The 20701-nt window shown below is 68.9% G+C and carries 20 protein-coding genes; 14 read left to right on the top strand and 6 right to left on the bottom strand.

All coding sequences use genetic code 11. From position 1 onward, the window contains the following. Positions 1-37 precede the first annotated feature (37 nt). From pobA to ACK4S2_RS02860, 7 genes are all read left to right on the top strand, one after another. Positions 38-1207 carry a 4-hydroxybenzoate 3-monooxygenase gene (pobA, locus tag ACK4S2_RS02890; protein ID WP_409620135.1) on the top strand — a complete coding sequence of 390 codons (1170 nt, stop codon included), beginning with the start codon at positions 38-40 and terminating at the stop codon, positions 1205-1207. A 10-nt stretch (positions 1208-1217) separates the two neighbouring features. Continuing rightward, positions 1218-1619 carry a 4-carboxymuconolactone decarboxylase gene (gene pcaC, locus ACK4S2_RS02885; protein ID WP_409620133.1) on the top strand — a complete coding sequence of 134 codons (402 nt, stop codon included), beginning with the start codon at positions 1218-1220 and terminating at the stop codon, positions 1617-1619. Then, on the top strand, positions 1616-2338 hold the full coding sequence (gene pcaH / locus ACK4S2_RS02880) for a protocatechuate 3,4-dioxygenase subunit beta (RefSeq protein WP_409620131.1): 723 nt from the start codon (positions 1616-1618) through the stop codon (positions 2336-2338). Before pcaC ends, pcaH begins: the two co-directional genes overlap by 4 nt. Position 2339: 1 nt before the next feature. Then, the gene (pcaG, locus tag ACK4S2_RS02875; RefSeq protein WP_409620129.1) at positions 2340-2957 is read left to right on the top strand and encodes a protocatechuate 3,4-dioxygenase subunit alpha; all 618 of its coding nucleotides are present in this window, start codon (positions 2340-2342) and stop codon (positions 2955-2957) included. After that, on the top strand, positions 2950-3786 hold the full coding sequence (locus ACK4S2_RS02870; RefSeq protein WP_409620127.1) for a 3-keto-5-aminohexanoate cleavage protein: 837 nt from the start codon (positions 2950-2952) through the stop codon (positions 3784-3786). Before pcaG ends, ACK4S2_RS02870 begins: the two co-directional genes overlap by 8 nt. Before the next feature lie 4 nt (positions 3787-3790). Next, positions 3791-5131, top strand: a complete 1341-nt coding sequence (locus tag ACK4S2_RS02865) for a lyase family protein (protein WP_409620125.1) — start codon at positions 3791-3793, stop codon at positions 5129-5131. An 83-nt stretch (positions 5132-5214) separates the two neighbouring features. Further along, positions 5215-6843, top strand: a complete 1629-nt coding sequence (locus ACK4S2_RS02860) for a long-chain-fatty-acid--CoA ligase (RefSeq protein WP_409620123.1) — start codon at positions 5215-5217, stop codon at positions 6841-6843. A gap of 25 nt (positions 6844-6868) precedes the next feature. On the opposite strand, the gene ACK4S2_RS02855 is transcribed toward ACK4S2_RS02860, so the two are convergent. Genes ACK4S2_RS02855 through ACK4S2_RS02845 form a run of 3 tightly spaced genes read right to left on the bottom strand, consistent with a single transcriptional unit; the run spans position 6869 to position 9781 of the window. Continuing rightward, positions 6869-7183, bottom strand: coding sequence for a 2Fe-2S iron-sulfur cluster-binding protein (locus ACK4S2_RS02855; RefSeq protein WP_409620121.1), 315 nt, complete (start codon positions 7181-7183; stop codon positions 6869-6871). 12 nt (positions 7184-7195) lie between these two features. Continuing rightward, on the bottom strand, positions 7196-8488 hold the full coding sequence (locus ACK4S2_RS02850; RefSeq protein WP_409620119.1) for a glutamine synthetase: 1293 nt from the start codon (positions 8486-8488) through the stop codon (positions 7196-7198). Positions 8489-8524: 36 nt separating this feature from the next. Continuing rightward, entirely contained in the window at positions 8525-9781 is a 1257-nt protein-coding gene (locus tag ACK4S2_RS02845) for a cytochrome P450 (RefSeq protein ID WP_409620117.1), read from the bottom strand. A gap of 74 nt (positions 9782-9855) precedes the next feature. Between ACK4S2_RS02845 and ACK4S2_RS02840 the strand changes: the two genes are divergently transcribed. After that, the gene (locus tag ACK4S2_RS02840; protein ID WP_409620115.1) at positions 9856-10557 is read left to right on the top strand and encodes a type 1 glutamine amidotransferase; all 702 of its coding nucleotides are present in this window, start codon (positions 9856-9858) and stop codon (positions 10555-10557) included. Positions 10558-10648: 91 nt separating this feature from the next. Here the strand turns inward: ACK4S2_RS02840 and ACK4S2_RS02835 are convergent, their stop codons facing one another. After that, positions 10649-11791 carry a type III PLP-dependent enzyme gene (locus ACK4S2_RS02835; RefSeq protein ID WP_409620113.1) on the bottom strand — a complete coding sequence of 381 codons (1143 nt, stop codon included), beginning with the start codon at positions 11789-11791 and terminating at the stop codon, positions 10649-10651. A 227-nt stretch (positions 11792-12018) separates the two neighbouring features. Between ACK4S2_RS02835 and ACK4S2_RS02830 the strand changes: the two genes are divergently transcribed. Beyond that, positions 12019-12450 carry an Lrp/AsnC family transcriptional regulator gene (locus tag ACK4S2_RS02830; RefSeq protein WP_409620111.1) on the top strand — a complete coding sequence of 144 codons (432 nt, stop codon included), beginning with the start codon at positions 12019-12021 and terminating at the stop codon, positions 12448-12450. Here ACK4S2_RS02830 and ACK4S2_RS02825 read toward each other — a convergent pair. Further along, entirely contained in the window at positions 12447-13061 is a 615-nt protein-coding gene (locus tag ACK4S2_RS02825; RefSeq protein WP_409620109.1) for a TetR/AcrR family transcriptional regulator, read from the bottom strand. The genes ACK4S2_RS02830 and ACK4S2_RS02825 overlap by 4 nt on opposite strands. 341 nt (positions 13062-13402) lie before the next feature. On the opposite strand from ACK4S2_RS02825, the gene ACK4S2_RS02820 reads away from it, so the two are divergent. The 3 genes from ACK4S2_RS02820 to murD are packed head-to-tail and all read left to right on the top strand — an operon-like array spanning position 13403 to position 18532. Continuing rightward, positions 13403-14110: a hypothetical protein gene (locus ACK4S2_RS02820; RefSeq protein ID WP_409620107.1), complete on the top strand. Its 708-nt coding sequence runs from the start codon at positions 13403-13405 to the stop codon at positions 14108-14110. Further along, positions 13993-17124 (top strand): valine--tRNA ligase, encoded by a 3132-nt coding sequence (locus tag ACK4S2_RS02815; RefSeq protein ID WP_409620215.1) that lies wholly within the window; start codon positions 13993-13995, stop codon positions 17122-17124. The genes ACK4S2_RS02820 and ACK4S2_RS02815 overlap by 118 nt, the downstream gene beginning before the upstream one ends. Before the next feature lie 4 nt (positions 17125-17128). Continuing rightward, the gene (gene murD / locus ACK4S2_RS02810) at positions 17129-18532 is read left to right on the top strand and encodes a UDP-N-acetylmuramoyl-L-alanine--D-glutamate ligase (RefSeq protein ID WP_409620105.1); all 1404 of its coding nucleotides are present in this window, start codon (positions 17129-17131) and stop codon (positions 18530-18532) included. A gap of 84 nt (positions 18533-18616) precedes the next feature. On the opposite strand, the gene ACK4S2_RS02805 is transcribed toward murD, so the two are convergent. Next, positions 18617-19615 carry a polyprenyl synthetase family protein gene (locus tag ACK4S2_RS02805; protein WP_409620103.1) on the bottom strand — a complete coding sequence of 333 codons (999 nt, stop codon included), beginning with the start codon at positions 19613-19615 and terminating at the stop codon, positions 18617-18619. Positions 19616-19666: 51 nt separating this feature from the next. On the opposite strand from ACK4S2_RS02805, the gene ACK4S2_RS02800 reads away from it, so the two are divergent. Together ACK4S2_RS02800 and ACK4S2_RS02795 are read left to right on the top strand one after the other, a co-directional pair. After that, entirely contained in the window at positions 19667-19882 is a 216-nt protein-coding gene (locus ACK4S2_RS02800) for a DUF2007 domain-containing protein (RefSeq protein WP_409620102.1), read from the top strand. Beyond that, on the top strand, positions 19879-20637 hold the full coding sequence (locus ACK4S2_RS02795; RefSeq protein ID WP_409620100.1) for a tRNA1(Val) (adenine(37)-N6)-methyltransferase: 759 nt from the start codon (positions 19879-19881) through the stop codon (positions 20635-20637). Before ACK4S2_RS02800 ends, ACK4S2_RS02795 begins: the two co-directional genes overlap by 4 nt. Positions 20638-20701 lie beyond the last annotated feature (64 nt).

Raw genomic sequence — 20701 nt, 5'->3', positions numbered from 1 at the left:
AAATCCATAGGTCATCCTGCGCGCAGGGAGGATCGACATGCGCACACAGGTCGTCATCGTCGGCGGCGGGCCTTCGGGCATGCTGCTGGGGCAACTTCTGCACCGCGAGGGCATCGACAACGTGGTGCTGGAACGGCGCGACCGGGCACATGTGCTGTCGCGCATCCGCGCCGGGGTGCTGGAACAGGGGCTGATCGGGTTGATGGAGGCCGCGGGCGTCGCCGACCGGCTGCACCGCGAAGGCTATGTCCACGAAGGCACCAACCTGTCCTTCGACGGGCAGATGTTCCGGCTGAACCTCTCCGCGCTGGCCGGAAAGCCGGTGATCGTCTATGGCCAGACCGAAGTGACGCGCGACCTTTACGATGCGCGCGCCGCGGCCGGCCTGCCGCTGATCGACACTGCCGAGGATGTGGCGATTCATGGCGCCGATGGCGACCGCCCGCATGTGACCTACACCCGCCACGGCGTCGAACACCGGATCGACTGCGACTTCGTGGCCGGTTGCGACGGGTTCCACGGCGTCAGCCGCCGCACGGTTCCGGGCACGGTGCGACGGGATTACGAAAAGGTCTATCCCTTTGGCTGGCTGGGGATTCTGTCGCAGACGCCGCCGGTCAGCCACGAGCTGATCTATGCCGGGTCGGATGCCGGCTTTGCACTGTGTTCGATGCGCAATGCCAACCTGTCGCGCTATTACGTGCAATGCGCCGCGATGGACCGGGTGGAGGACTGGTCCGACGACCGTTTCTGGGCCGAGCTCGGCCGCCGCTTGCCGGCTCATGTGGCCGAGGCGCTGGTGACAGGGCCCAGCATCGAGAAATCCATCGCGCCGCTGCGATCCTTCGTGACCGAGCCGATGCGCTGGGGCCGGCTGTTCCTGGTGGGGGATGCGGCGCATATCGTGCCGCCCACCGGTGCCAAGGGGCTGAACACCGCTGCCAGCGACGTGCATTACCTGTGGCAGGCGCTGGCGCGGCATTACCGCGCCAACGACGCCGAAGGGCTGGAGCGCTATTCGGAACAGGCGCTGTTGCGGGTGTGGAAGGCCGAGCGTTTCAGCTGGTCGCTGACCATGCTGTTGCACCGCTTTCCCGACCAGACCGGCTTTGATCGCCGCATGCAGGCGGCCGAAATCGCCTTTCTGCGCGACAACCACGCCGCCCAGGTCGCCTTTGCCCAGAACTATGTCGGCCTTCCTTACTGAGGAGATGCCCATGACCGAACCCGCCCCCCCCGACCGCCACGCCCGCGGCATGGCCGTGCGCCGCGCGGTGCTGGGCGACGCGCATGTGAACCGTGCCGAAGCCGCCAAGACCCCGCTGGATGCCCCGTTTCAGGATCTGATCACCGAAGCTGCCTGGGGCACCGTCTGGGCCTCGGATGCGATCAGCCGGCGCGAACGGTCGATGCTGACGCTGGCGCTGCTGGCGGCCACCGGCAATTTCGACGAAATCCCCATGCACATCCGCGCCACCGCCCGCACCGGCGCCAGCCGCCGCGACGTGATGGAGGCGTTCCAGCACGTCGCCATCTATGCCGGGGTGCCGCGCGCGAACCACGCGATCAGGCTGGCCAAGCAGACCTACGCCGAGATGGACGAGGAGGCCGCCCGATGAAACCTGCCGAATTCTACATGCGCGACCGTGCGATGCACCCGCCGGCGCATCACCCGGGCTACAAGACCTCGGTCCCGCGTTCGCCGCGCATGCCGCTGCTGACCATGCACCAGACCCCCAGCGAGATCACCGGCCCGACCTTCGGCCACAACGATTTCGGGCCGCTGGACAACGACCTGATCGCCAACTTCAACCACGGCGGCGACCCGGTGGGCGAACGGATGATCCTGCACGGGCGCGTGCTGGACGAAAACGCCCGGCCGGTGCCCAATACGCTGGTGGAAATCTGGCAGGCCAATGCCAGCGGGCGCTATCGCCACAAGAAGGATATCTACCTGGGCGCGCTGGACCCCAATTTCGGCGGCTGCGGGCGCACGCTGACGGATGCGAACGGGTATTACTGCTTCCGCACCATCAAGCCGGGGCCCTATCCCTGGATGAACTACATCAACTCGTGGCGGCCGCGGCACATCCATGTGTCGGTGTTCGGCACCGCCTTCAGCCAGCGGCTCATCACCCAGCTTTACTTCGAAGGCGATCCGCTGATTCCGCTGTGCCCGATCGTGCAGACCATCCCCGACCCCGAGGCGGTGCAACGCCTGATCGCGGCGATGGACCTGAACGCTTCGGTCCCGATGGATTGCCTGGCCTACAAGTTCGACATCGTGCTGCGCGGGCGGCGCTCGACGCTGTTCGAAAACCGCCTCGAGGGGAACTGAGATGGTGCAGAAACTCGATTACCTCAAGGAAACCGCGTCGCAGACCGCCGGGCCCTATGTGCATATCGGCCTGGCGCCGGGGGCGGCCGGGTTCAGCATCTTCGAGCGCGAGCTGGGTTGGGACATCGCCGGGCCGAACGCCCCGGGCGAACGCATCCGGGTCGAGGGGCTGGTGATCGACGGCACCGGCGCGCCGGTCAAGGATGTGCTGCTGGAGGTCTGGCAAGCCGATGCCAGCGGCATCTATGCCCACCCCGAGGATCCGCGCCACGGCCAGGTTGCGCCCGGCTTTCGCGGCTGGGGCCGGGTCATCACCGATTTCGATACCGGGCTCTGGGGGTTCGACACGATCAAGCCGGGGGCGACGCCGGGCCGCGGCCGCGACATGCAGGCCCCGCACCTGAACCTGTGGCTGGTGGCGCGCGGCATCAACATCGGGCTGAACACCCGCATGTATTTCCCCGAGGATGCGGCGCTGCACGGGGCCGATCCGGTCTTGCGCAGCATCGAACAGCGCGACAGGGTGGCGACGCTGATCGCAACCCGAACCGGGCCGGGGGCCTACAGGTTCGACATCCGCCTGCAAGGCGAAGGGGAAACGGTGTTCATCGATGTCTGACCCTTGCATCATCTGCGTGGCCATCACCGGATCGCTGCCGACCAAGGCCGACAACCCGGCGGTGCCGATCACCATTGCCGAGCAGGTGGAATCCACCCATGCCGCATTCGAGGCCGGCGCCAGCATCGTGCATGCCCATGTGCGCGACGACGAAGGCAAGCCCACCAGCGACCCCGAGCGGTTCGCCCGCCTGAAGGAAGGCGTGGAAAAGCACTGCCCCGGCATGATCGTGCAGCTTTCCACCGGCGGGCGGTCGGGCGCGGGGCAGACCCGCGGCGGCATGCTGCCCTTGCGGCCCGACATGGCCTCGCTCTCGGTCGGGTCGAACAACTTTCCCAACCGCGTTTACGAAAACCCGCCCGATCTGGTCGATTGGCTGGCCGGCGAGATGTTGAAGCATGATGTGAAGCCCGAGATCGAAGCCTTCGATCTTTCTCACATCCTCAAGGCGCGCGAGATGTGGGACAAGGGGCGCATCGCCCGCAGGCCCTACGTGCAGTTCGTCATGGGCGTCAAGAACGCGATGCCGGTGGACCGGGTGGTGTTCGATTTCTACATCGCCACCGTCAAACGTCTGTTCGGTGCGGATGCGCCGTGGTGTGCGGCCGGCATCGGGCCCAACCAGATCGTGCTGAACGAATGGGCCGTGGCCTCGGGCGGGCATGCGCGCACCGGGCTGGAAGACAACGTGCGGCTGGACAAGACCACCCTTGCCCCCAGCAATGCCGCGCTGGTGCGCCGGGTGGCGGACCTGTGCGAGCGTTACGAACGCCCCGTCGCCACCTGGCGGCAGGCGCGCCAGATCCTGGGCCTGCGCCAGCCGGAGTAGACCCATGCCTGCCGCCCCGGCCGACTCCGCCCTCTACCGCGACCTGTTCGGCGATGCCGAGACCGCGGCGCTGTTCACCGACAGTGCCGAGGTTCGCGCCATGCTGATCGTCGAAGGTGCGCTGGCCCGGGTGCAAGGCGACCTTGGGATCATCCCGGCCGAGGCGGCGGCCTTTCTGCACCGCGCCAGCCTGGAGGTGCAGATCGACCCGGCCGCGCTGGCGGCAGAAACCGCCCGCAACGGCGTGCCGGTGCCCGCGCTGGTCGCCGCCTTCCGCAAGGGCGCCGAGGCGCCCGAGATGACGCGCTGGCTGCACTGGGGGGCGACCAGCCAGGATATCATGGATACCGCGCTGGCCTTGCGGCTGAAGCGTCTGGTGGCCTTGTGGGATGTTCGGCTGGGCGCGCTGGCGGCCGCGCTGGGGCAGATGGCGGCGGACCATGCCGAAACCCCGATGGCGGCGCGCACCTACGGGCAGGCGGCGGTGCCCACCAGCTTCGGCGCGCTGGTTGCCGGCTGGGGGCGCCCGGTGATGCGGCATCGCGCGCGGCTGGCGGCGCTGGCGCCCGACCTGCTGAGGGTGTCGCTGTCGGGGGCGGCCGGCACCTCGGCCGCGCTGGGGCCGCAGGCGGCGGCGGTGCGGGCGGGGCTGGCGCAGGCGCTGGGTCTGGCCGATCCGGGGGCAAGCTGGCACGCCGAACGCGACGGGATCGGGGCCTTTGCTGCCTGGATGGCCGGGCTGACCGCAACCTTGGGCAAGATGGGCCAGGACCTGATCCTGCTGTCGCAGACCGGCATTGCCGAAGTGGCGATGGCCGGGGCGGGCGGCAGCTCGACCATGCCGCAAAAGCAGAACCCGGTGGGGCCTTCGGTGCTGGTTGCCCTGGCGCGCCAGAGTGCGGCCCTGGCGGAGGTGGTGCAAGGCGCCGGTGTGCATGGCCTGCAGCGCGACGGTGCGGCCTGGTTTGCCGAATGGCTGACGCTGCCGCAACTGGTGCATTCCACCGGCCGGGCGCTGGTGCTGGCGGCCGACCTGGCCGCCCGCGTGCGCCCCGACCCGGCGGCGATGGCCCGCGGCCTGGCCGAAGGGCAGGGCACCCTGATGGCCGAGGCGCTGACCTTTGCGCTGGCCGGGCAGTTGCCGCGCCCCGAAGCCGCCGCCCGTGTCGCGGCGCTGTGCCGCGAGGCCCTGGCCAGCGCCACCCCGCTGGCAGACCTCGCTGCGCGCGATTTCCCGGGCACCGACTGGGCTGCACGGCTGGCGGGGCCGGGCGCGCTGGGCGATGCCCCGGCCGAGGCGCGGGCCTTTGCCGCCGCCGCCTTGTCGTCCGCGGCGGGCGGCTGACAAGGCGCTTGCCTGCAGGCGGCAATGGCCTATCGTCCCCCCAGCCGCGCCCGCAGAGGCCGGACCCGAGGGAGGATGACACGATGCTGAAAGGCATGATGATGGATCGGCCGCTGTCGATCCCTGCCGTGATCGACTATGCCGCCGACGTCTACCCCGACCAGCGGATCGTTTCGGCAACCGTCGAAGGCGGGGTGCACAGCTATTCTTACGCCGAATCGCGCGACCGCATCGGGCAACTGGCGCATGCGCTGGTGGCGCTGGGCGTGAAGCCCGGCGACCGGGTGGCCACGCTGGCCTGGAACGGCTACCGCCATTTCGAGCTTTACTATGCCGTGGCGGGCATCGGGGCGGTGTGCCACACCATCAACCCGCGGCTGTTTCCCGACCAGATCGCCTGGATCATGGGCCACGCTGCCGACAGCGTGCTGTGCTTCGACCTGACCTTCGTGCCGCTGGTCAATGCCTTGCGCCCGCGGATGCCGCCGGGCATCCGGCTGGTGGCGCTGTGCGATGCCGCGCATCGCCCCGATGTGCCCGAGGCGCTGGCCTACGAAGACCTGCTGGCCGGCCAGCCGCAGCGCTACGACTGGCCCGACCTGCCCGAGGATACCGCCGCGGCGCTGTGCTATACTTCGGGCACCACGGGCGACCCGAAGGGGGCGCTGTATTCGCACCGTTCCAGCCTGCTGCACGCCTTTTCGGTGGTGCTGGGCGCGCCGCGCAGCTTCGGGGTCGATCAGCGCATCCTGCCGGTGGTGCCGCTGTTCCACGTCAATGCCTGGGGGTTGCCCTATTCGGCGCCGCTGGCGGCAACGGGGCTGGTCTTTCCCGGGCCGCGGCTGGATGGGGCGTCGCTGTGGGATCTGATGCAAGCGCAGGGCGTGACCGCGGCCTGGGGGGTGCCCACCGTCTGGACCGGCCTGATCGACGAGATGCGCAAGCGCGGCGCCCGGCCCGACCGGCTGCATTCGCTGCTGATCGGCGGTTCGGCGGCCGCGCCCGCGATGATCCGCGCGCTCGAGGAGGAGTTCGGCATCGAGGTGCTGCACGGCTGGGGCATGACGGAAATGAGCCCGGTCGGCACCGTCAGCCGCAGCCAGCCCGGGCAGGACATGGAGGCCCGCATCGCCGCGCGCCTGCCGCAGGGCAAGCGGCTGTTCGGGGTGGACCTGAAGATCGTGGCCGAGGATGGCACCCGCCTGCCGCACGATGGCAAGGCGGTGGGCGAATTGCTGGTGCGCGGGCCGCAGATCATTTCCGGCTATTACAACGACCCTGCCGCCAGCGCCCGCGCCTTTGACGCCGAAGGCTGGTTCCGCACCGGGGATGTCGCGCGCATCACCCCGCAAGGCGACCTGGTGATCGTGGACCGCACCAAGGATCTGATCAAGTCGGGCGGCGAATGGATCTCGTCGATCGACCTGGAAAATGCCGCCGCCTCGCACCCGGCGGTGGCGATGGCGGCAGCGGTGGCGGTGCCGCACCCGAAATGGGACGAGCGCCCGGTGCTGGCGGTGGTGCTGCGCCCCGGCGCGATGGCGACCGAGGCCGAGATCCTCGCGCATATCGGGCGCAGCATGGCGAAGTGGCAGCTGCCCGACGCCGTGGCCTTTGTCGAGGCGATCCCGATGACCGCGACCGGCAAGATGTCGAAAAAGGATCTGCGCGTGCAGTTGCAGAACCATTTCCGCGACTCGCCCGGCGCCTGACGGCGCGCGCCGGGCAGGGGGGCGCTCAGCCTTGCGGCACGCGCAGCACGATGCCGTCGAGGCTCGGCGTCATCACGATCTGGCACGACAGCCGGGAGGTGGGCGCCCGTGCGGCGTCGGCCAGGTCGAGCATCGCCTCCTCGAAGTCGCCGGGGGTGCCTGCGGCGGCGGCCCAATCCGGCGCCACATGCACATGGCAGGTGGCGCAGGACAGCGACCCGCCGCATTCGCCCACCACGCCCGGCACGTTGGCGGCCAGCGCGGCCTCCATCAGGTTGCGCCCGGCGGGCACCTCGGCGGTGATGCTGCGCCCGTCGGGCAGGATCCAGGTGGCTTTCATCGCATCCCCCCGTCAGACGAACCAGATATACCAGTCGCGCGCCTGTTCGCGCGTCATGTCGGCGGTTTTCGTCACCTCGACCCGTTTCATGTGCAGGTGATGGGCGCAATACAGCTCGCCCACCGCCGCGCGAAGGGGGGCGTCCGCCTCCAGGTCGTCCAGCGCGGCGGCCAGGCTTTCGGCCACGCCGACTTCGGCATCGTTGCCGGTGAAGCAGTCGCCGGTTTCGGACGGCGGCAGGGGATAGCCGCCTTCGACCCCCAGGCGGGCGGCTTGCAGCACCGCCGCCACGGCGGCATAGGGGTTGGCCGAGGCATCGGCCATGCGGTGTTCCAGCCGCGCCTTTTTCCCCCCTTCGGCCGAGATGCGCACGGTCACGCCGCGATGATCCTCGCCCCAGTTGCACCAGTAGCCCGACATGCTGGCCGGTTGCAGCCGGGCATAGCTGTTCACGCAAGGCGCCAGCAGGGCGGCCAGGCCGCGGTGATGGCGCATCCATCCCGCGATGCAGCCGCGGGCAAGATCGTTCATGCCGGCGATGCCGCCCTTTTCGCCGGTGGCCAGGGCGTTGTTGCCGGCCGCATCGGCAAAGGACAGGTTGATGTGCAGGCCTGACCCACCCCGGTCGAACAGCGGCTTGGGCAGGAAGGTCAGCAGGATGCCGTGGCGCAGCGCGATTTCGCGCGCCATCTGGCGGAACAGCACGATGTCGTCCACCGCCTTTACCGCCTCGTCGAAGGCGAGCGTGAATTCGAACTGCGGCGTGTCGTATTCCGAGGTGATGAGGTCCAGCCGGAAGCCCGCCGCCTCGGCCGCGTCCCAGATCGCATCGGTAAAGCCCAGCGGGTCGTTGAAGGGCCCGTTGCCATAGACCACCGCGCCGGGCGTGTCGTAGGGGCGCAAGCTGCCGTCGGCATCGCGGGTGAAGGCGAAGGCTTCCAGCTCGATCCCCACCTTGGGGGTCAGGCCGTGGCGCGCCCAGTCGGCCACCGCGCGTTTGAGCACATGGCGCCCGGCGATTTCCACCGGCGCCCCGGTGCGGTCGAACAGGTCGCCGGTGACGACTTTGGTGCGCGGCTCCCACCCTTGGCGGATGTCTTCGGCCCGCCAGTGCAGTTCCATGTCGGGCAGGCCGTCCATGCAAAGGGTGCCGGGGGCATCCACGATCAGATCCTTGTCGTAGTGCACGGCAAAGTTGGGCTGGGCAAAGCGGGTGTAGCCATTGGCGATCTTGTCGGCCGGCAGCAGTTTGCTGTGCATGATCGACAGGTGATCGCAGAAGAAGGGTCGCAGACGGTCGCGCATGGGTTTCCCTGTGGGTTTGGGCTCTTGCCGGCCCGGTTATCGAAGCGTCACGGTCACCGGCAGCGCCTTGATGCCGCCGATGAAGTTGGAGCGCAGGAACTGCGCCGGCCCCGCCGGTTCGATGCTGCTGAGGCGGGCGGCAAGCTCCTGGAACAGCACGCGCACTTCCAGCCGCGCGAGCCACATGCCGAGGCAGACATGCGGGCCGCCCTGGCCGAAGCTGAGGTGCCGGTTGGGCGTGCGGGCGAGGTTGAGGCGGAAGGGGTCTTCGAACGCTGCCTCGTCGCGGTTGGCCGAGACGAACCAGTACAGCACCTTGTCGCCGGCGCGCACGGTCTTGCCGTGCATGTCGAAATCGCGTGTGGCGGTGCGGCGGAAGTAAAGTGTCGGCGTGGCCCAGCGGATGATCTCGTCGGCCATCGTGTCGTCCACGGCGCCGGACCGGATCTGCTCCAGCAAGCCGGGCTGGTGCAGCAAGGCGTGGATGCCCGCGGCGATGGAATAGCGCGTGGTGTCGTTGCCGGCCGCCACCAGCAGGCAGAAGAAGTTGCGGAACTCGGTTTCCGAAATCGTGCTGCCGTCGGGGCCCGGTTGCAGGATCAGGTGCAGCACCCCTTCGGTATCGCCGCGCGCGGCCTTGTCGGCCATCAGCCGCTTGGCATAATCGTAAAGCTCGGCCCCCGCGGGCGAGTTGAAGGGCATCATCCGGTATTCGTCGGTCTGCATCCGGTCCAGCACGTGATCGGTGAAATCCGGGTCGGTGTTGGCGATCAGGGCATCGCCCTTTTCCACCAGCCAGGGCAGGTCGGCATCGGGTGTGCCGATGATGCGCCCCAGCATCCGCATGGGCAGCTGGCGGGCGATGTCCCTGGTGGCGTCGAAGGTGCCCTTTGCCAGCGCCTGGTCGAGGATTTCGCGGCACAGCGCGCGGATGACGCCTTCGAACCCGGCGATCACGGGTTTGGAAAAGGCTTTCGCAACCTTGATCCGGGTCTGGGTGTGTTCCGGCGGGTCGGTTTCCTGAAAGGTGCGGCGGGCGAGGTATTCCTCGTAGGTCTGATCCTCCATCCGGATGCCGCGGGCCGAGGACAGAAGGTCGGTCTGGCGGTTCATCTCCATGATGTCGGCATGGCGGGTCAGCGACCAGAACCCCTGGCCCCCCGACCAGTCGGACCAGTGCAGGGGGTCTTCGCGGCGCAGGCGGGCAAAGGTGGCGTGCGGCGGGCCGGCGGTGAAGGTGTCGTGGCTGGTCAGGTCGGCGAAACCGTCGTCGGTGGGGTGCCAGATGCTCATGGGCCTCTCCCTTGCCCTTGGGTGCTTAACATGTATACTGATACAAGGTCTTCTGTATGTAAAGGGGCGGCTTCGTGCATATCGGACTGCTGATGGCCAACACCGACGAAAGCGCCTTTGCCCAGGCGCGGCCCAAGGATGGCGCGAAATGGGCGCGGCTTCTGGCCGAGGTGCGCCCCGACTGGCGGCTTTCGGTCTGGCCGGTGAAGGACGGGGTGTTCCCCGACGGCCCATGCGTGGTGGATGGCTGGATCATCTCGGGCAGCCCGGCCTCGGTGAACGACCCGGACCCTTGGGTGGACCGGCTGATGGACCTGATCCGGGCGATTGCGGCGGCAGGGGTGCCGATGTTCGGCGCCTGTTTCGGCCATCAGGCCATTGCGCGGGCGCTGGGGGGCAGGGTCGGGCGCAACCCGGGGCCCTTCGTCATCGGCCGTGTGGAGACCGATTACCACGCGCCCGAGCCCTGGATGGGCGCGGGCGGGCCGGTGGGCCTGTATGCCGCGCATGGCGAACAGGTGCTGGACCTGCCGAAGGGCGCGCGCGTGCTGGCGGGCAATGCGGCCTGCCCGGTCGGGGCCTTTGCCATCGGGGCGCGCATCCTGACGACGCAGTATCACCCCGAGATCACCGCCGACTTCATGGCAGACCTGCTGGACGAGCTGGAAGGCAAGCTGCCGGCAGACCTGCTGGCCGAGGCGCGGGCCTCGATGGCGCGCCCGGCCGACCGGGCGCGGATGGCAGGCTGGATCGCGGCGTTTTTCGAACGCGGCTGATCGGGGCCGCGAACGGCGATCTTCCGGGCCGCAAAAGCCGAAGCCCGCGCCGGTGCCGGCGCAGGCGTCTGCCGTTTTGCCGGCGGTGCGCTTAGTGCAGCGACAGCACGGTTTCGATGGCCACGTCGCCGAAGCCGTTGAAGCGGGTGTTGGTGGCGATGGAATAGGCGCCCAGCCCGTGGAACAGCACATAGTCTTCTTCGGCGATGTCGCCGGGCAGCATCAACTCGCCCGGCAGGCGGTCCACCGAATCGCAGGTCGGGCCAAAGACGATGCGCGCGCGCGGCGCGCCGGTGCGCGCGGTGCCTTCGGGGTTCAGCACCTCGGTGCGGTCGATGATGCCGATCATCGGCAGCTCGTCGAGGTTGCCATAGGTGCCGTCGTTCAGGAACACATGCTCGTCATCGCGCACCGCCTTGACCCGTGCGGCCAGGGTGAAGCTTTCGGCGACCATCCCGCGGCCGGGTTCGCACACCAGCACCGGCCGGTCGGCACCGAAGGCGGCTTCGGTCGTGCGGTCGATCAGGGCAAAGATCGCCTCCAGGTCGGGCAGCACGCCGTTCAGCCGATGGCTGGGAAAGCCGCCGCCCACGTTCAGGCGCGCAATCCGCACGCCCGCGGCCTCGGCAATGCGGGCAGCGGCGTGGATATAGCTTTCCCAGGCCTGCGGGTCGATGCATTGCGTGCCGGGGTGGAAGGTCATCGACGGGATGAACCCGGCCTCGGCCACGCTGCGCAGCAGTTCGGCCGCCAGTTCCTGCGTGGCGCCGAACTTGGCGCCGAAGTTATAGGCGGCACCCTGCACGGGCAGCTTGAAGCGCACGGTGATTTCGGTGTCGGCCGCCGGCACCATCTCGATCAGCTTGGCCAGTTCCGAACGGCTGTCCACCGAATAGGACTTGACACCCAGCGCCACCGCAACGGCAATTTCCGACCGCGCGCGCACAGGGTTGTTGTAGTGCATCGCCGCTTCGGGCGCGAGCCGGCGGATCATCAGCATCTCGGCGGGGCTGGCGACATCGAACCCGCGCACACCGGCGGCGGCGAGGTTCTCGATGACCATTTCCTGCGGGTTCGACTTTACCGCATAGGTGACCATGCCGGGAAAGCCGTCGATGAAGCGGCGGGCGGTCGCCTGCAGCACGCCGGGCGCAAAGAACAGCACCGGGTTTTCCGGTTGCTGGTTGGCCACATATTCGGCCGGCTTGGCCCAGATCGTTTTCGAGAGTCCCATCGGCGTATCCTTCCTGCTGCCAACAGAACGCAGTCCTTGCCCCGGCTTGACGGGTTGGGGAACGCGCGTGATGCGTTTCGACCAACCAGGCCAGGTGCGTATGAGCCGCCCTTTTCCTGAAAACGTGGACCGCGCATATGGGGCACATTCCGCGCGATGAAAACCTGTGTTATGCAGCGTGGCGTCGTTATAATGACGAAATGGCAAGACAAGTAGAGAGGTGTGCCGTGGATGACATGGATCGGACCATTCTGGGGCTGCTCAGCGCCGATGCACGCATGTCGGTGGCCACCTTGGCCCGGCGGCTGAAGGTGGCGCGTTCGACGGTGCAGGCCCGGCTGGAGCGGCTGGAAACCACGGGCATCATCGCCGGCTATACCCTGAAGCTGGGCGAGGCCGCCAAGGCCGCCCGCATCCGCGCCACGATTCTGCTGACCATCGAACCGCGCGCCCAGGCCGGCATCCTGCAACGGTTGAAGGCCGTGCCCGAGGTCGAGGTGGCGCATTCCACCTCGGGCCGGTTCGACCTGCTGTTGCAGGTGGCGGCGCCGGGCACGGCGGCGCTGGACGAGGTGCTGGACCGCATCGGCCAGATGACCGGGGTGAAAAGTTCGGAATCGCTCATTCACCTGAGCACGCGGATCGACCGGGCGGTCTAGCAGGGCGTTGCGGCGGGCGGCGCGTCGGTGCCGGTTCCTCGGGGCATCACCCGCGCCAGCATGGCGCGCAGCACCGCGTCGCGGGCGTCGGGCGGCATCTTGTCGAGCCCCTTGAGCCGCCCGCCGGCGATCAGGTCGGCTGCGCCGTGGGCCAGCGCCCAGATGGCAAGGACATCGGTCTGCCCGCCGCCCAGTTCCGCGACCAGGGCGACGAGGTGGCCGCAGGCAGCTTCGGAGGCGGCGCAAAGGTCGGGGTCGGCGAAGTCGGGGCGGCGCGACGAAAAGATCAGCCGGAACAGCGCCGGCCGGTTTTGGGCGAAATCGACGTAGCCGAGCCCCGCGGCCTGCATCCGTTGCGCCGGCGGGTCGTCGGGCGTGCCGCGCGCGGTCATGTGCGCGAGGAAGCTGCGGAAGCCTTCGGCAGCCAGCGCCGTCAACAGCCCGGTGACATCGCCGAAGTGATGCGCCGGGGCAGCATGGCTGACGCCGGCGCGCTTGGCCACGGCGCGCAGCGAGAACCCTTCGATCCCGCGTTCGGCCAGTTCGGCTTCGGCAGCCGCCAGAAGCGCGGCCCGAAGGTCGCCGTGGTGATAGGGGCGCGGGTCGTTCATGTGCGGTGTCCCGGTCGGGCGGGCGGACCGGGGGTTTTGCACCCCCGGACCCCCGCAGGATATTTGGCCAAGGTGAACGGGTCGGGCCCGTGCCCCTAGCAATGTCGAAGCCGTGTGACACTGTCAAGATTTCGCTCGACTTCGGGTTTGACAGTGTCAAGTCTAAATTCGACGATGGAAGGTCTGTTGGCCGCGACGCGATCGAATGGCCGCGACCGACCTGTCCGGCCACCGGGGCGCTGACACGGCGGGCCGAAGATTTCGATCTTTTCCGGGGGTATGCTCGTGTGACACGTGCCGCGACCGATGCGGCCCGGGCTGCCCTGCCTTGCCGTTCCCTGATGCCGACCGAGGCGCGTCAGGGTCTGGTGCTGGCCGCGGCGGTGATCGAGATGATGTGGATCGACGGGGCGGCGTTGGGCGTGGCCTCGGATTTCCATCCGGGCACGCCGCCGTTGCAGGCGCTTTGCGCGGCGATGGGGCTGGTGGCCTCGGTGCTGACGGCGCTGACGCTGGTGAAGGGGCTGGCGATCTGGCGCAACCAGGCGGTGCTGACGCCTGCCTTGCGGGATGGCATGGGCCTGGGTCTGGTGCTGACCTTCGGGCTGACGATGGTGGCGGCCTGGGGCATGGCGGCGGGGCCGGGGCACCTTGTGGGTGTGCCGGCAAGCGGCGCGCGGGTGCCGCTGATGGGCTGGTCGCGCGAGGTGGGCGACCTGCGGTTCGCGCCTTTCCTCGCAACCCATGCGCTACATGTGGTGCCGCTGGCGGGGTCGCGCGCGGCGGTCTGGCTGGCCGGGGGGGGCCTATGCCGGCCTTGTGCTGTGGGCCTTTGTGCGGGCGTTGTCGGACCGGCCGTTGCTTGTGTGACCTTCCCCTTTGCCCTTGGTCGCGCTAGAACCCGCGCGATCAAGGGAGCCTGCCGATGCCGATGGACAAGACCTTTACCCCCGCCGAAGCCGAAGCCCGGGTCTCTGCGCGGTGGGAGGCGGCGAACGCCTTTGCCGCAGGGGCAGCCAGGCGGCGCGACGACAGCTATTGCATCATGATCCCGCCGCCGAACGTGACCGGCAGCCTGCACATGGGCCATGCCTTCAACAACACGTTGCAGGATATCCTGATCCGCTGGCACCGGATGCGCGGGTTCGACACGCTGTGGCAGGTGGGCACCGACCATGCCGGGATCGCCACCCAGATGGTGACCGAGCGCGAGATGGCCGCCAACGGCGAGCCCTCGCGCCGCGAAATGGGGCGCGATGCCTTTGTCGCCCGGGTCTGGCAGCAGAAGGTGAAGTCGCGCGGCACGATCATCGGGCAGCTCAAGCGGCTGGGCGCCTCGTGCGACTGGTCGCGCGAGGCCTTCACGATGGGCGGTGCGGCCGGCGACCCCGACGCGGGCAAGGGGCCGAACTTCCACGACGCGGTGATCCGGGTCTTTGTCGACATGTATCGCAAGGGGCTGATCTACCGCGGCAAGCGTCTGGTGAACTGGGATCCGCATTTCGAGACGGCGATTTCCGACCTGGAGGTCGAGAACATCGAAGTCGACGGCCACATGTGGCATTTCAAGTATCCGCTGGCCGGGGGTGCGACCTATCGCTACGTCGAGAAGGATGCCGAAGGCCGCGTGATCGTGGACGAAATCCGCGACTACATCTCGATCGCCACGACGCGGCCTGAAACCATGCTGGGCGACGGGGCGGTGGCGGTTCATCCATCGGATGAGCGTTATGCGGCAATCGTCGGAAAACTTTGCGAAATCCCGGTGGGGCCCAAGGCGCATCGGCGCCTGATCCCGATCATCGCCGACGAATACCCCGACCCGGCCTTCGGGTCGGGCGCGGTCAAGATCACCGGGGCGCACGATTTCAACGACTATGGCGTGGCCAGGCGGGCCGGCATCCCCTGCTACCGGCTGATGGACACGCGCGCCCGGCTGCGTGCCGACGGGCTGCCCTATGCCGAGGCGGCGGCGATTGCCCAGGCGGTGGCGCGCGGCGACACGACGCTGACCGAGGCCGAAGCCGACGCGCTGAACCTCGTGCCCGACCACCTGCGCGGCCTTGACCGTTTCGAGGCGCGCAAGCGCCTGGTCGAGGAGATCACCGCCGAGGGCCTCGCAGTCACCACCGTGGCCAGCGATGCCCGCCTGGGCAAGGCGGCGCTGAAACCCGGGGCCGAGGGGGCCGATGCGGCCGTGCCGCTGGTCGAGGCCAAGAAGATCATGCAGCCCTTCGGCGACCGGTCGAAAACCGTGATCGAGCCGATGCTGACCGACCAGTGGTTCGTCGATGCCGGCAAGCTCGTCGGCCCTGCGCTGGACGCAGTGCGCGACGGCCGCGTGCGCATCCTGCCGGAGTCGGGCGAGAAAACCTATTACCACTGGCTCGAGAACATCGAACCCTGGTGCATTTCGCGCCAGTTGTGGTGGGGGCACCAGATTCCGGTTTGGTATGGCCTCGACCTTTCGGCGCCCACCTTTGCCGACGATCAGGGCGATGGCGCGCTGGACGAGGTCGAATTGTTCCGCCTGTTGTCCGAAGGGCTGGTCCACGCCGGCGAGCGGCATCACTGCGCGCCCGACCTTGACGGTGTGATCGACCTGTTCCGGCACGACATCGGCCGCCTGCCCACCCCGCTGCATGCCGCGCGCGTGGTCGAGGTGGCCGACCGCGCCGCGGCGCTGGAGGCGTTTTCGCGGGCGCTTGCGGATTACAACCTGTCGCAGGATCCGACGCGCCTCGTCTACCCGGTCTGGCGCGACCCCGACGTGCTCGACACTTGGTTCTCCTCGGGGCTCTGGCCCATCGGCACGCTGGGCTGGCCCGAGAATACCCCGGAACTGCAACGCTATTTCCCGACCAGCGTGCTGGTCACCGGGTCCGACATCCTGTTCTTCTGGGTGGCGCGTATGATGATGATGCAACTGGCCGTGGTGAACGAGGTGCCGTTCCGCGACGTCTACTTGCATGGTCTGGTGCGCGACGCCAAGGGCAAGAAGATGTCCAAGTCGCTTGGCAATGTCGTCGATCCGCTGGAGATCATCGACGAATACGGCGCCGATGCCTTGCGGTTCTCCTCGGCGGCGATGGCGGCGCTGGGCGGGGTGCTCAAGCTCGATACCCAGCGCATCGCGGGTTACCGCAACTTCGGCACCAAGCTGTGGAACGCCTGCCGTTTTGCCGAGATGAACGGGGTCTGGGAAGGCCACGCCACGCAAGACACGCCCCCTGCGCCGCAAGCCACCGTCAACCGCTGGATCCTGGGCGAAACCGCCCGCGTGGTGGCCGAGGTGGATGCCGCGCTGACCGACTACCGTTTCAACGATGCGGCCTCGGCGCTTTATGCCTTTGTCTGGGGCAGGGTCTGCGACTGGTATGTGGAATTCGCCAAGCCGCTGCTGGCCGACCCGGGCCTTGCAGGCGAAACCCGCGCCACGATGGCATGGGTGCTGGACCGCTGCATGATGCTGTTGCACCCGATGATGCCCTTCATCACCGAGGAGCTGTGGTCGATCACCGGGCAGCGTGCAGGGCTGCTCTGCCACCAACCCTGGCCCGAGCTCGGCCCCGACCTGGTCGATGCCGAGGCGATGCGCGAAATGCGCTGGGTGATCGCCCTGATCGAGGATATCCGCTCGGCCCGGGCGCAGATGGGGGTGCCGGTGGGGCTGTACCTGCCCATCGTGATGAGCGCGCTCGATGCCCGCGGCCGTGCCGCGTGGGCGCGCAACGCCGGCCTCATCACCCGCCTCGCGCGACTGGGCGAGATGACCGAGGGCACCGCCCCGCGCGGTTCGGTCACGATTCCGGTCGAAGGCGGCGCCTTCGCCTTGCCGCTGGCCGGCGTGATCGACGTGGCCGCCGAACAGGCGCGGCTGACCAAGGCGCTGGCAAAGCTCGACAAGGACATTGCCGGCCTGCAGGCGCGGCTGGGCAACCCGAAGTTCGTGGCCTCGGCGGCCGAGGATGTGGTGATGGAAACCCGCGACACGCTGGAACGCGCCGAGGACGAGGCCGGCAAGCTGCGCGCCGCCCTGGCGCGGCTGGCGGAACTGGGCTGACGCGATGATCCCGGTTCAGGGTTTCGCAGGGCAAAGGGTGGGGGTTCTGGGCCTCGGCCGGTCGGGGCTGGCCACGGCGCGGGCCCTGGCGGCCGGCGGCGCCGCGCCCGTGGTCTGGGACGACAGCCCCGAGGCCCGCGCCAAGGCCGAGGCGGAAGGCTGGCAACCGCAGGATCTGCGGCTCGACAAGGTGTTGTCGGGTCTTGCCTGCCTCGTCACCTCGCCCGGGATCCCGCATCTTTACCCGCGGCCGCACCCGGCGATTGCCCGGGCGATGGCGCTTGGCATCCCGGTGGATAACGACATCGGGCTGTTCTTCCGTTCGCTGGGCCAGGCCGACTGGGCCGCGCTGGACCGTCCCCCGCGCGTGGTGGCCATCACCGGCAGCAACGGCAAGTCCACCACCACGGCGCTGGTCGCGCATATCCTGGCCGAATCGGGTCGCCCGGTGCAGATGGCCGGCAACATCGGCCGCGGCGTGCTGGATATCGACCCGCCCGGGGACGGCGCCTTCGTGGTGCTGGAACTCAGCAGCTATCAGACCGAGCTCGCGCGCGCCCTGACCCCCGATGTGGCGGTGTTCACCAACCTGTCGCCCGACCATCTGGACCGGCACAACGGCATGGGCGGCTATTTCGCCGCCAAGCGCCGGCTGTTTGCCGAAGGCGGCCCCGACCGCGCCGTGATCGGCGTCGACGAGGCCGAAGGCGCGTTCCTGGCCGGGCAACTGTCGCAAGGCCCGATGGACGACCGGGTCATCCGCATCTCCTCGGGGCAAAAGCTCGAAGGGTTCGGCTGGTCGGTCTTTGCGCGCAAGGGCTTTCTCGCGGAATGGCGCAAGGGGCGGCAGGTGGCGTCGTGCGACCTGCGGGGCCTTGACGGCCTGCCGGGCGCCCACAACCACCAGAACGCGGCCGCCGCCTGGGCCGCCACCCGTGCCCTCGGCCTCGCTCCGCGCGAAATCGAGGCCGCGCTGGCCAGCTTCAGGGGCCTGCCGCACCGCAGCCAGCTGGTGCGCGACATCGGCGGCGTGCGCTTCGTCAACGATTCCAAGGCCACCAACACCGACAGCGCCGCCCAGGCCTTGCGCGCCTTTCCCCGCATCCGCTGGATCGCCGGCGGCCTGGGCAAGGACGGCGGCATCGCGGCGCTCGCCCCCGACCTCGGCAATGTGGTCAAGGCCTATCTGATCGGCCATTCGGCGCGCGACTTCGCCACTCAACTGGGCGCCACCCCGCAGGAAATCTGCGAAACGCTGGACCGTGCCGTCGCCCGCGCGGCGGCCGAGGCGGAACCCGGCGATACCGTGCTGCTGGCCCCGGCCGCCGCCAGCTTCGACCAATACCCCAACTTCGAAAAACGCGGCGAGCACTTCATGGCGCTGGTCCAGGCGCTGCCCGGTGCCTGATCCTGCCCATTTTCTGTCCGAAAATATCCCACGGGGGTCCGGGGGTGTGAAACCCCCGGTCCGCGCCTTCCGCCAGCACAGACCTCAGGTCAACCGCGCGACCACATAGGCGGCCAGATCCGCCAGCATCGCCTGCACCGGATGCTTCGGCATCTCGGCCAGCGCCGCGCGCGCCGTCTCGGCCCAGGCGTTCGCTTCGGCCCGCGTCGCCTCGAGCGTGCCGTGGCGGCGCATCAGGCGCAGCGCCTCGTCCAGGTCGCCTTCGCGCTGGTCGCCCTTTTCGATCACCCGTTCCCAGAAGGCCCGTTCGGTCGCATCGGCCGCCGCCACGGCGCGGATCACCGGCAAGGTCAGCTTGCGTTCGCGGAAATCGTCGCCGATGTTCTTGCCGATCGCCGATGTCCCGCCGTAATCCAGCAGGTCGTCGGCCATCTGGAAGGCAATCCCCAGCGCATCGCCATAGGCGCGCATCGCCGCCACTTGCGCGGCGCTGCCGCCTGCCACCATCGCCCCCACCTCGCAGGCGGCGGCGAACAGGGCGGCGGTCTTGCCGCGGATCACCTGCAGATAGACCGCCTCGGTCGTGCCCAGGTTCTGCGCCGCGGTGAGTTGCAGCACCTCGCCTTCGGCGATCACCGCCGAGGCATTGGCCAGCACCGCCATCACTGCCAGCGAATTGCACTCGGTCATCAGCTGGAAGCTGCGCGCGAACAGGTAGTCGCCCACCAGCACGCTCGACTTGTTGTCCCACAGCAGGTTTGCCGTCGGCCGCCCGCGGCGCCGGGTGCTTTCGTCCACCACATCGTCATGCAGCAGCGTGGCGGTGTGGATGAACTCGACCGTCGCTGCCAGCTTGACCGCCCGGTCCCCCGCGCCGCCCAGAAGGCGTGCTGCGGCCAGCGTCAGCATGGGGCGCAGCCGTTTGCCGCCGGCCTCTACCAGATGCGCCGTCACCTCGGGGATGCGCGGCGCATGTTCGCTGGCCATGCGGTCGCGGATCAGGGCGTTGACGGCGGCCATCTCGTCGGCCAGCGCCTGTGCCAGCCGGTCATGCGGTTTCGTTGCGTTGCTGTCCAAGGCCATCTTCCTTCGCCCCGTCTCGACAAGCCCGCAGCCTGCCGTTAACCCGGTCCCATGAGGGAAATCCTGCGCAGCACCGATCCGACCCAGATCGCCTTTGCCGAGGCGCTGCTTTCCGGCGAGGGTATAGCGGCCTTCGTGCTGGACGTCCACACAAGCATCCTCGAAGGTTCGATCGGCATCCTGCCGCGCCGCCTGATGGTGGCTGACCGGGATGCCTTCGTGGCCCGGGCCGTGCTGGCCGACAACGGGCTGGAGCCCAGCCCGTGACCTTCGCCCCCGAGGATCAGACCCAGGACCTGTTTCTGGGCGGGCGGTTGCGGCTCTCGCAGCCGCGTCGGGGCTATCGTGCGGCGGCCGACCCGGTGCTGCTGGCGGCGGCTTGCCCGGCGCGCACCGGGCAATCGGTGCTGGAACTGGGCTGCGGCGTCGGGGTGGCGTCCTTGTGCCTTGGCACCCGGGTGGCGGGGCTGCGGCTGTCGGGGCTGGAATTGCAGCCCGAATATGCCGAGCTTGCCCGCCACAACGCCTGCGTCAGCGGCATCAGCCTCGAGGTGCACGAAGGCGACCTGCGCGACATGCCGCCGGCGTTGCGAATCCCTTTCGACCACGTCATCGCCAACCCGCCCTATTTTGCGCCGCAAGACGGCACCGCCGCCCGCGATCCCGGCCGGGAAACCGCTCAGCGCGAGGCGACGCCGCTGGCCGACTGGCTGGCTGCCGCGCGCCGCCGCCTGCAGCCGGGCGGCTGGCTCACGCTGATCCAGCTGGCCGATCGGCTGCCCGATCTGCTGGCCGGGATGGAGGGTTTCGGCGCGGTTTCCGTGCTGCCGCTGGCGCCGCGCCCGGGGCGGCCGGCCAACCGGGTGATCCTGCGGGCGCGCAAGGGGGCGCGCGGCCCCTTCCGCCTGCTGGCCCCCTTGATCCTGCACGATGGCCCGGCCCATGACGGCGACCGCGAGAATTACAGCCCCGCAGCGCGGGCGGTGCTGCGCGATGGCGCGGCCCTGGCGGGATTCGATTGAATTGCGGCATTATGACGGGCTCGTGACACCGAGTTTTGGTGACACGACTCGGATTTCGTGTTGC

Origin of the sequence: Gemmobacter sp., assembly GCF_046292685.1 — a bacterium.
Taxonomy (GTDB): Bacteria; Pseudomonadota; Alphaproteobacteria; order Rhodobacterales; family Rhodobacteraceae; genus Wagnerdoeblera.
This window is presented reverse-complemented; position numbering and strand designations above follow the sequence as displayed.

What these genes read in the sequence shown, in the direction of transcription:
- pobA (WP_409620135.1), top strand. Translation starts at nt 38, where the DNA reads ATGCGCACACAGGTCGTCATCGTCGGCGGCGGGCCTTCGGGCATGCTG.
- pcaC (WP_409620133.1), top strand. Translation starts at nt 1,218, where the DNA reads ATGACCGAACCCGCCCCCCCCGACCGCCACGCCCGCGGCATGGCCGTG.
- pcaH (WP_409620131.1), top strand. Translation starts at nt 1,616, where the DNA reads ATGAAACCTGCCGAATTCTACATGCGCGACCGTGCGATGCACCCGCCG.
- pcaG (WP_409620129.1), top strand. Translation starts at nt 2,340, where the DNA reads ATGGTGCAGAAACTCGATTACCTCAAGGAAACCGCGTCGCAGACCGCC.
- ACK4S2_RS02870 (WP_409620127.1), top strand. Translation starts at nt 2,950, where the DNA reads ATGTCTGACCCTTGCATCATCTGCGTGGCCATCACCGGATCGCTGCCG.
- ACK4S2_RS02865 (WP_409620125.1), top strand. Translation starts at nt 3,791, where the DNA reads ATGCCTGCCGCCCCGGCCGACTCCGCCCTCTACCGCGACCTGTTCGGC.
- ACK4S2_RS02860 (WP_409620123.1), top strand. Translation starts at nt 5,215, where the DNA reads ATGCTGAAAGGCATGATGATGGATCGGCCGCTGTCGATCCCTGCCGTG.
- ACK4S2_RS02855 (WP_409620121.1), bottom strand. Translation starts at nt 7,183, where the DNA reads ATGAAAGCCACCTGGATCCTGCCCGACGGGCGCAGCATCACCGCCGAG.
- ACK4S2_RS02850 (WP_409620119.1), bottom strand. Translation starts at nt 8,488, where the DNA reads ATGCGCGACCGTCTGCGACCCTTCTTCTGCGATCACCTGTCGATCATG.
- ACK4S2_RS02845 (WP_409620117.1), bottom strand. Translation starts at nt 9,781, where the DNA reads ATGAGCATCTGGCACCCCACCGACGACGGTTTCGCCGACCTGACCAGC.
- ACK4S2_RS02835 (WP_409620113.1), bottom strand. Translation starts at nt 11,791, where the DNA reads ATGGGACTCTCGAAAACGATCTGGGCCAAGCCGGCCGAATATGTGGCC.
- ACK4S2_RS02825 (WP_409620109.1), bottom strand. Translation starts at nt 13,061, where the DNA reads ATGAACGACCCGCGCCCCTATCACCACGGCGACCTTCGGGCCGCGCTT.
- ACK4S2_RS02820 (WP_409620107.1), top strand. Translation starts at nt 13,403, where the DNA reads ATGCCGACCGAGGCGCGTCAGGGTCTGGTGCTGGCCGCGGCGGTGATC.
- ACK4S2_RS02815 (WP_409620215.1), top strand. Translation starts at nt 13,993, where the DNA reads ATGGACAAGACCTTTACCCCCGCCGAAGCCGAAGCCCGGGTCTCTGCG.
- murD (WP_409620105.1), top strand. Translation starts at nt 17,129, where the DNA reads ATGATCCCGGTTCAGGGTTTCGCAGGGCAAAGGGTGGGGGTTCTGGGC.
- ACK4S2_RS02805 (WP_409620103.1), bottom strand. Translation starts at nt 19,615, where the DNA reads ATGGCCTTGGACAGCAACGCAACGAAACCGCATGACCGGCTGGCACAG.
- ACK4S2_RS02800 (WP_409620102.1), top strand. Translation starts at nt 19,667, where the DNA reads ATGAGGGAAATCCTGCGCAGCACCGATCCGACCCAGATCGCCTTTGCC.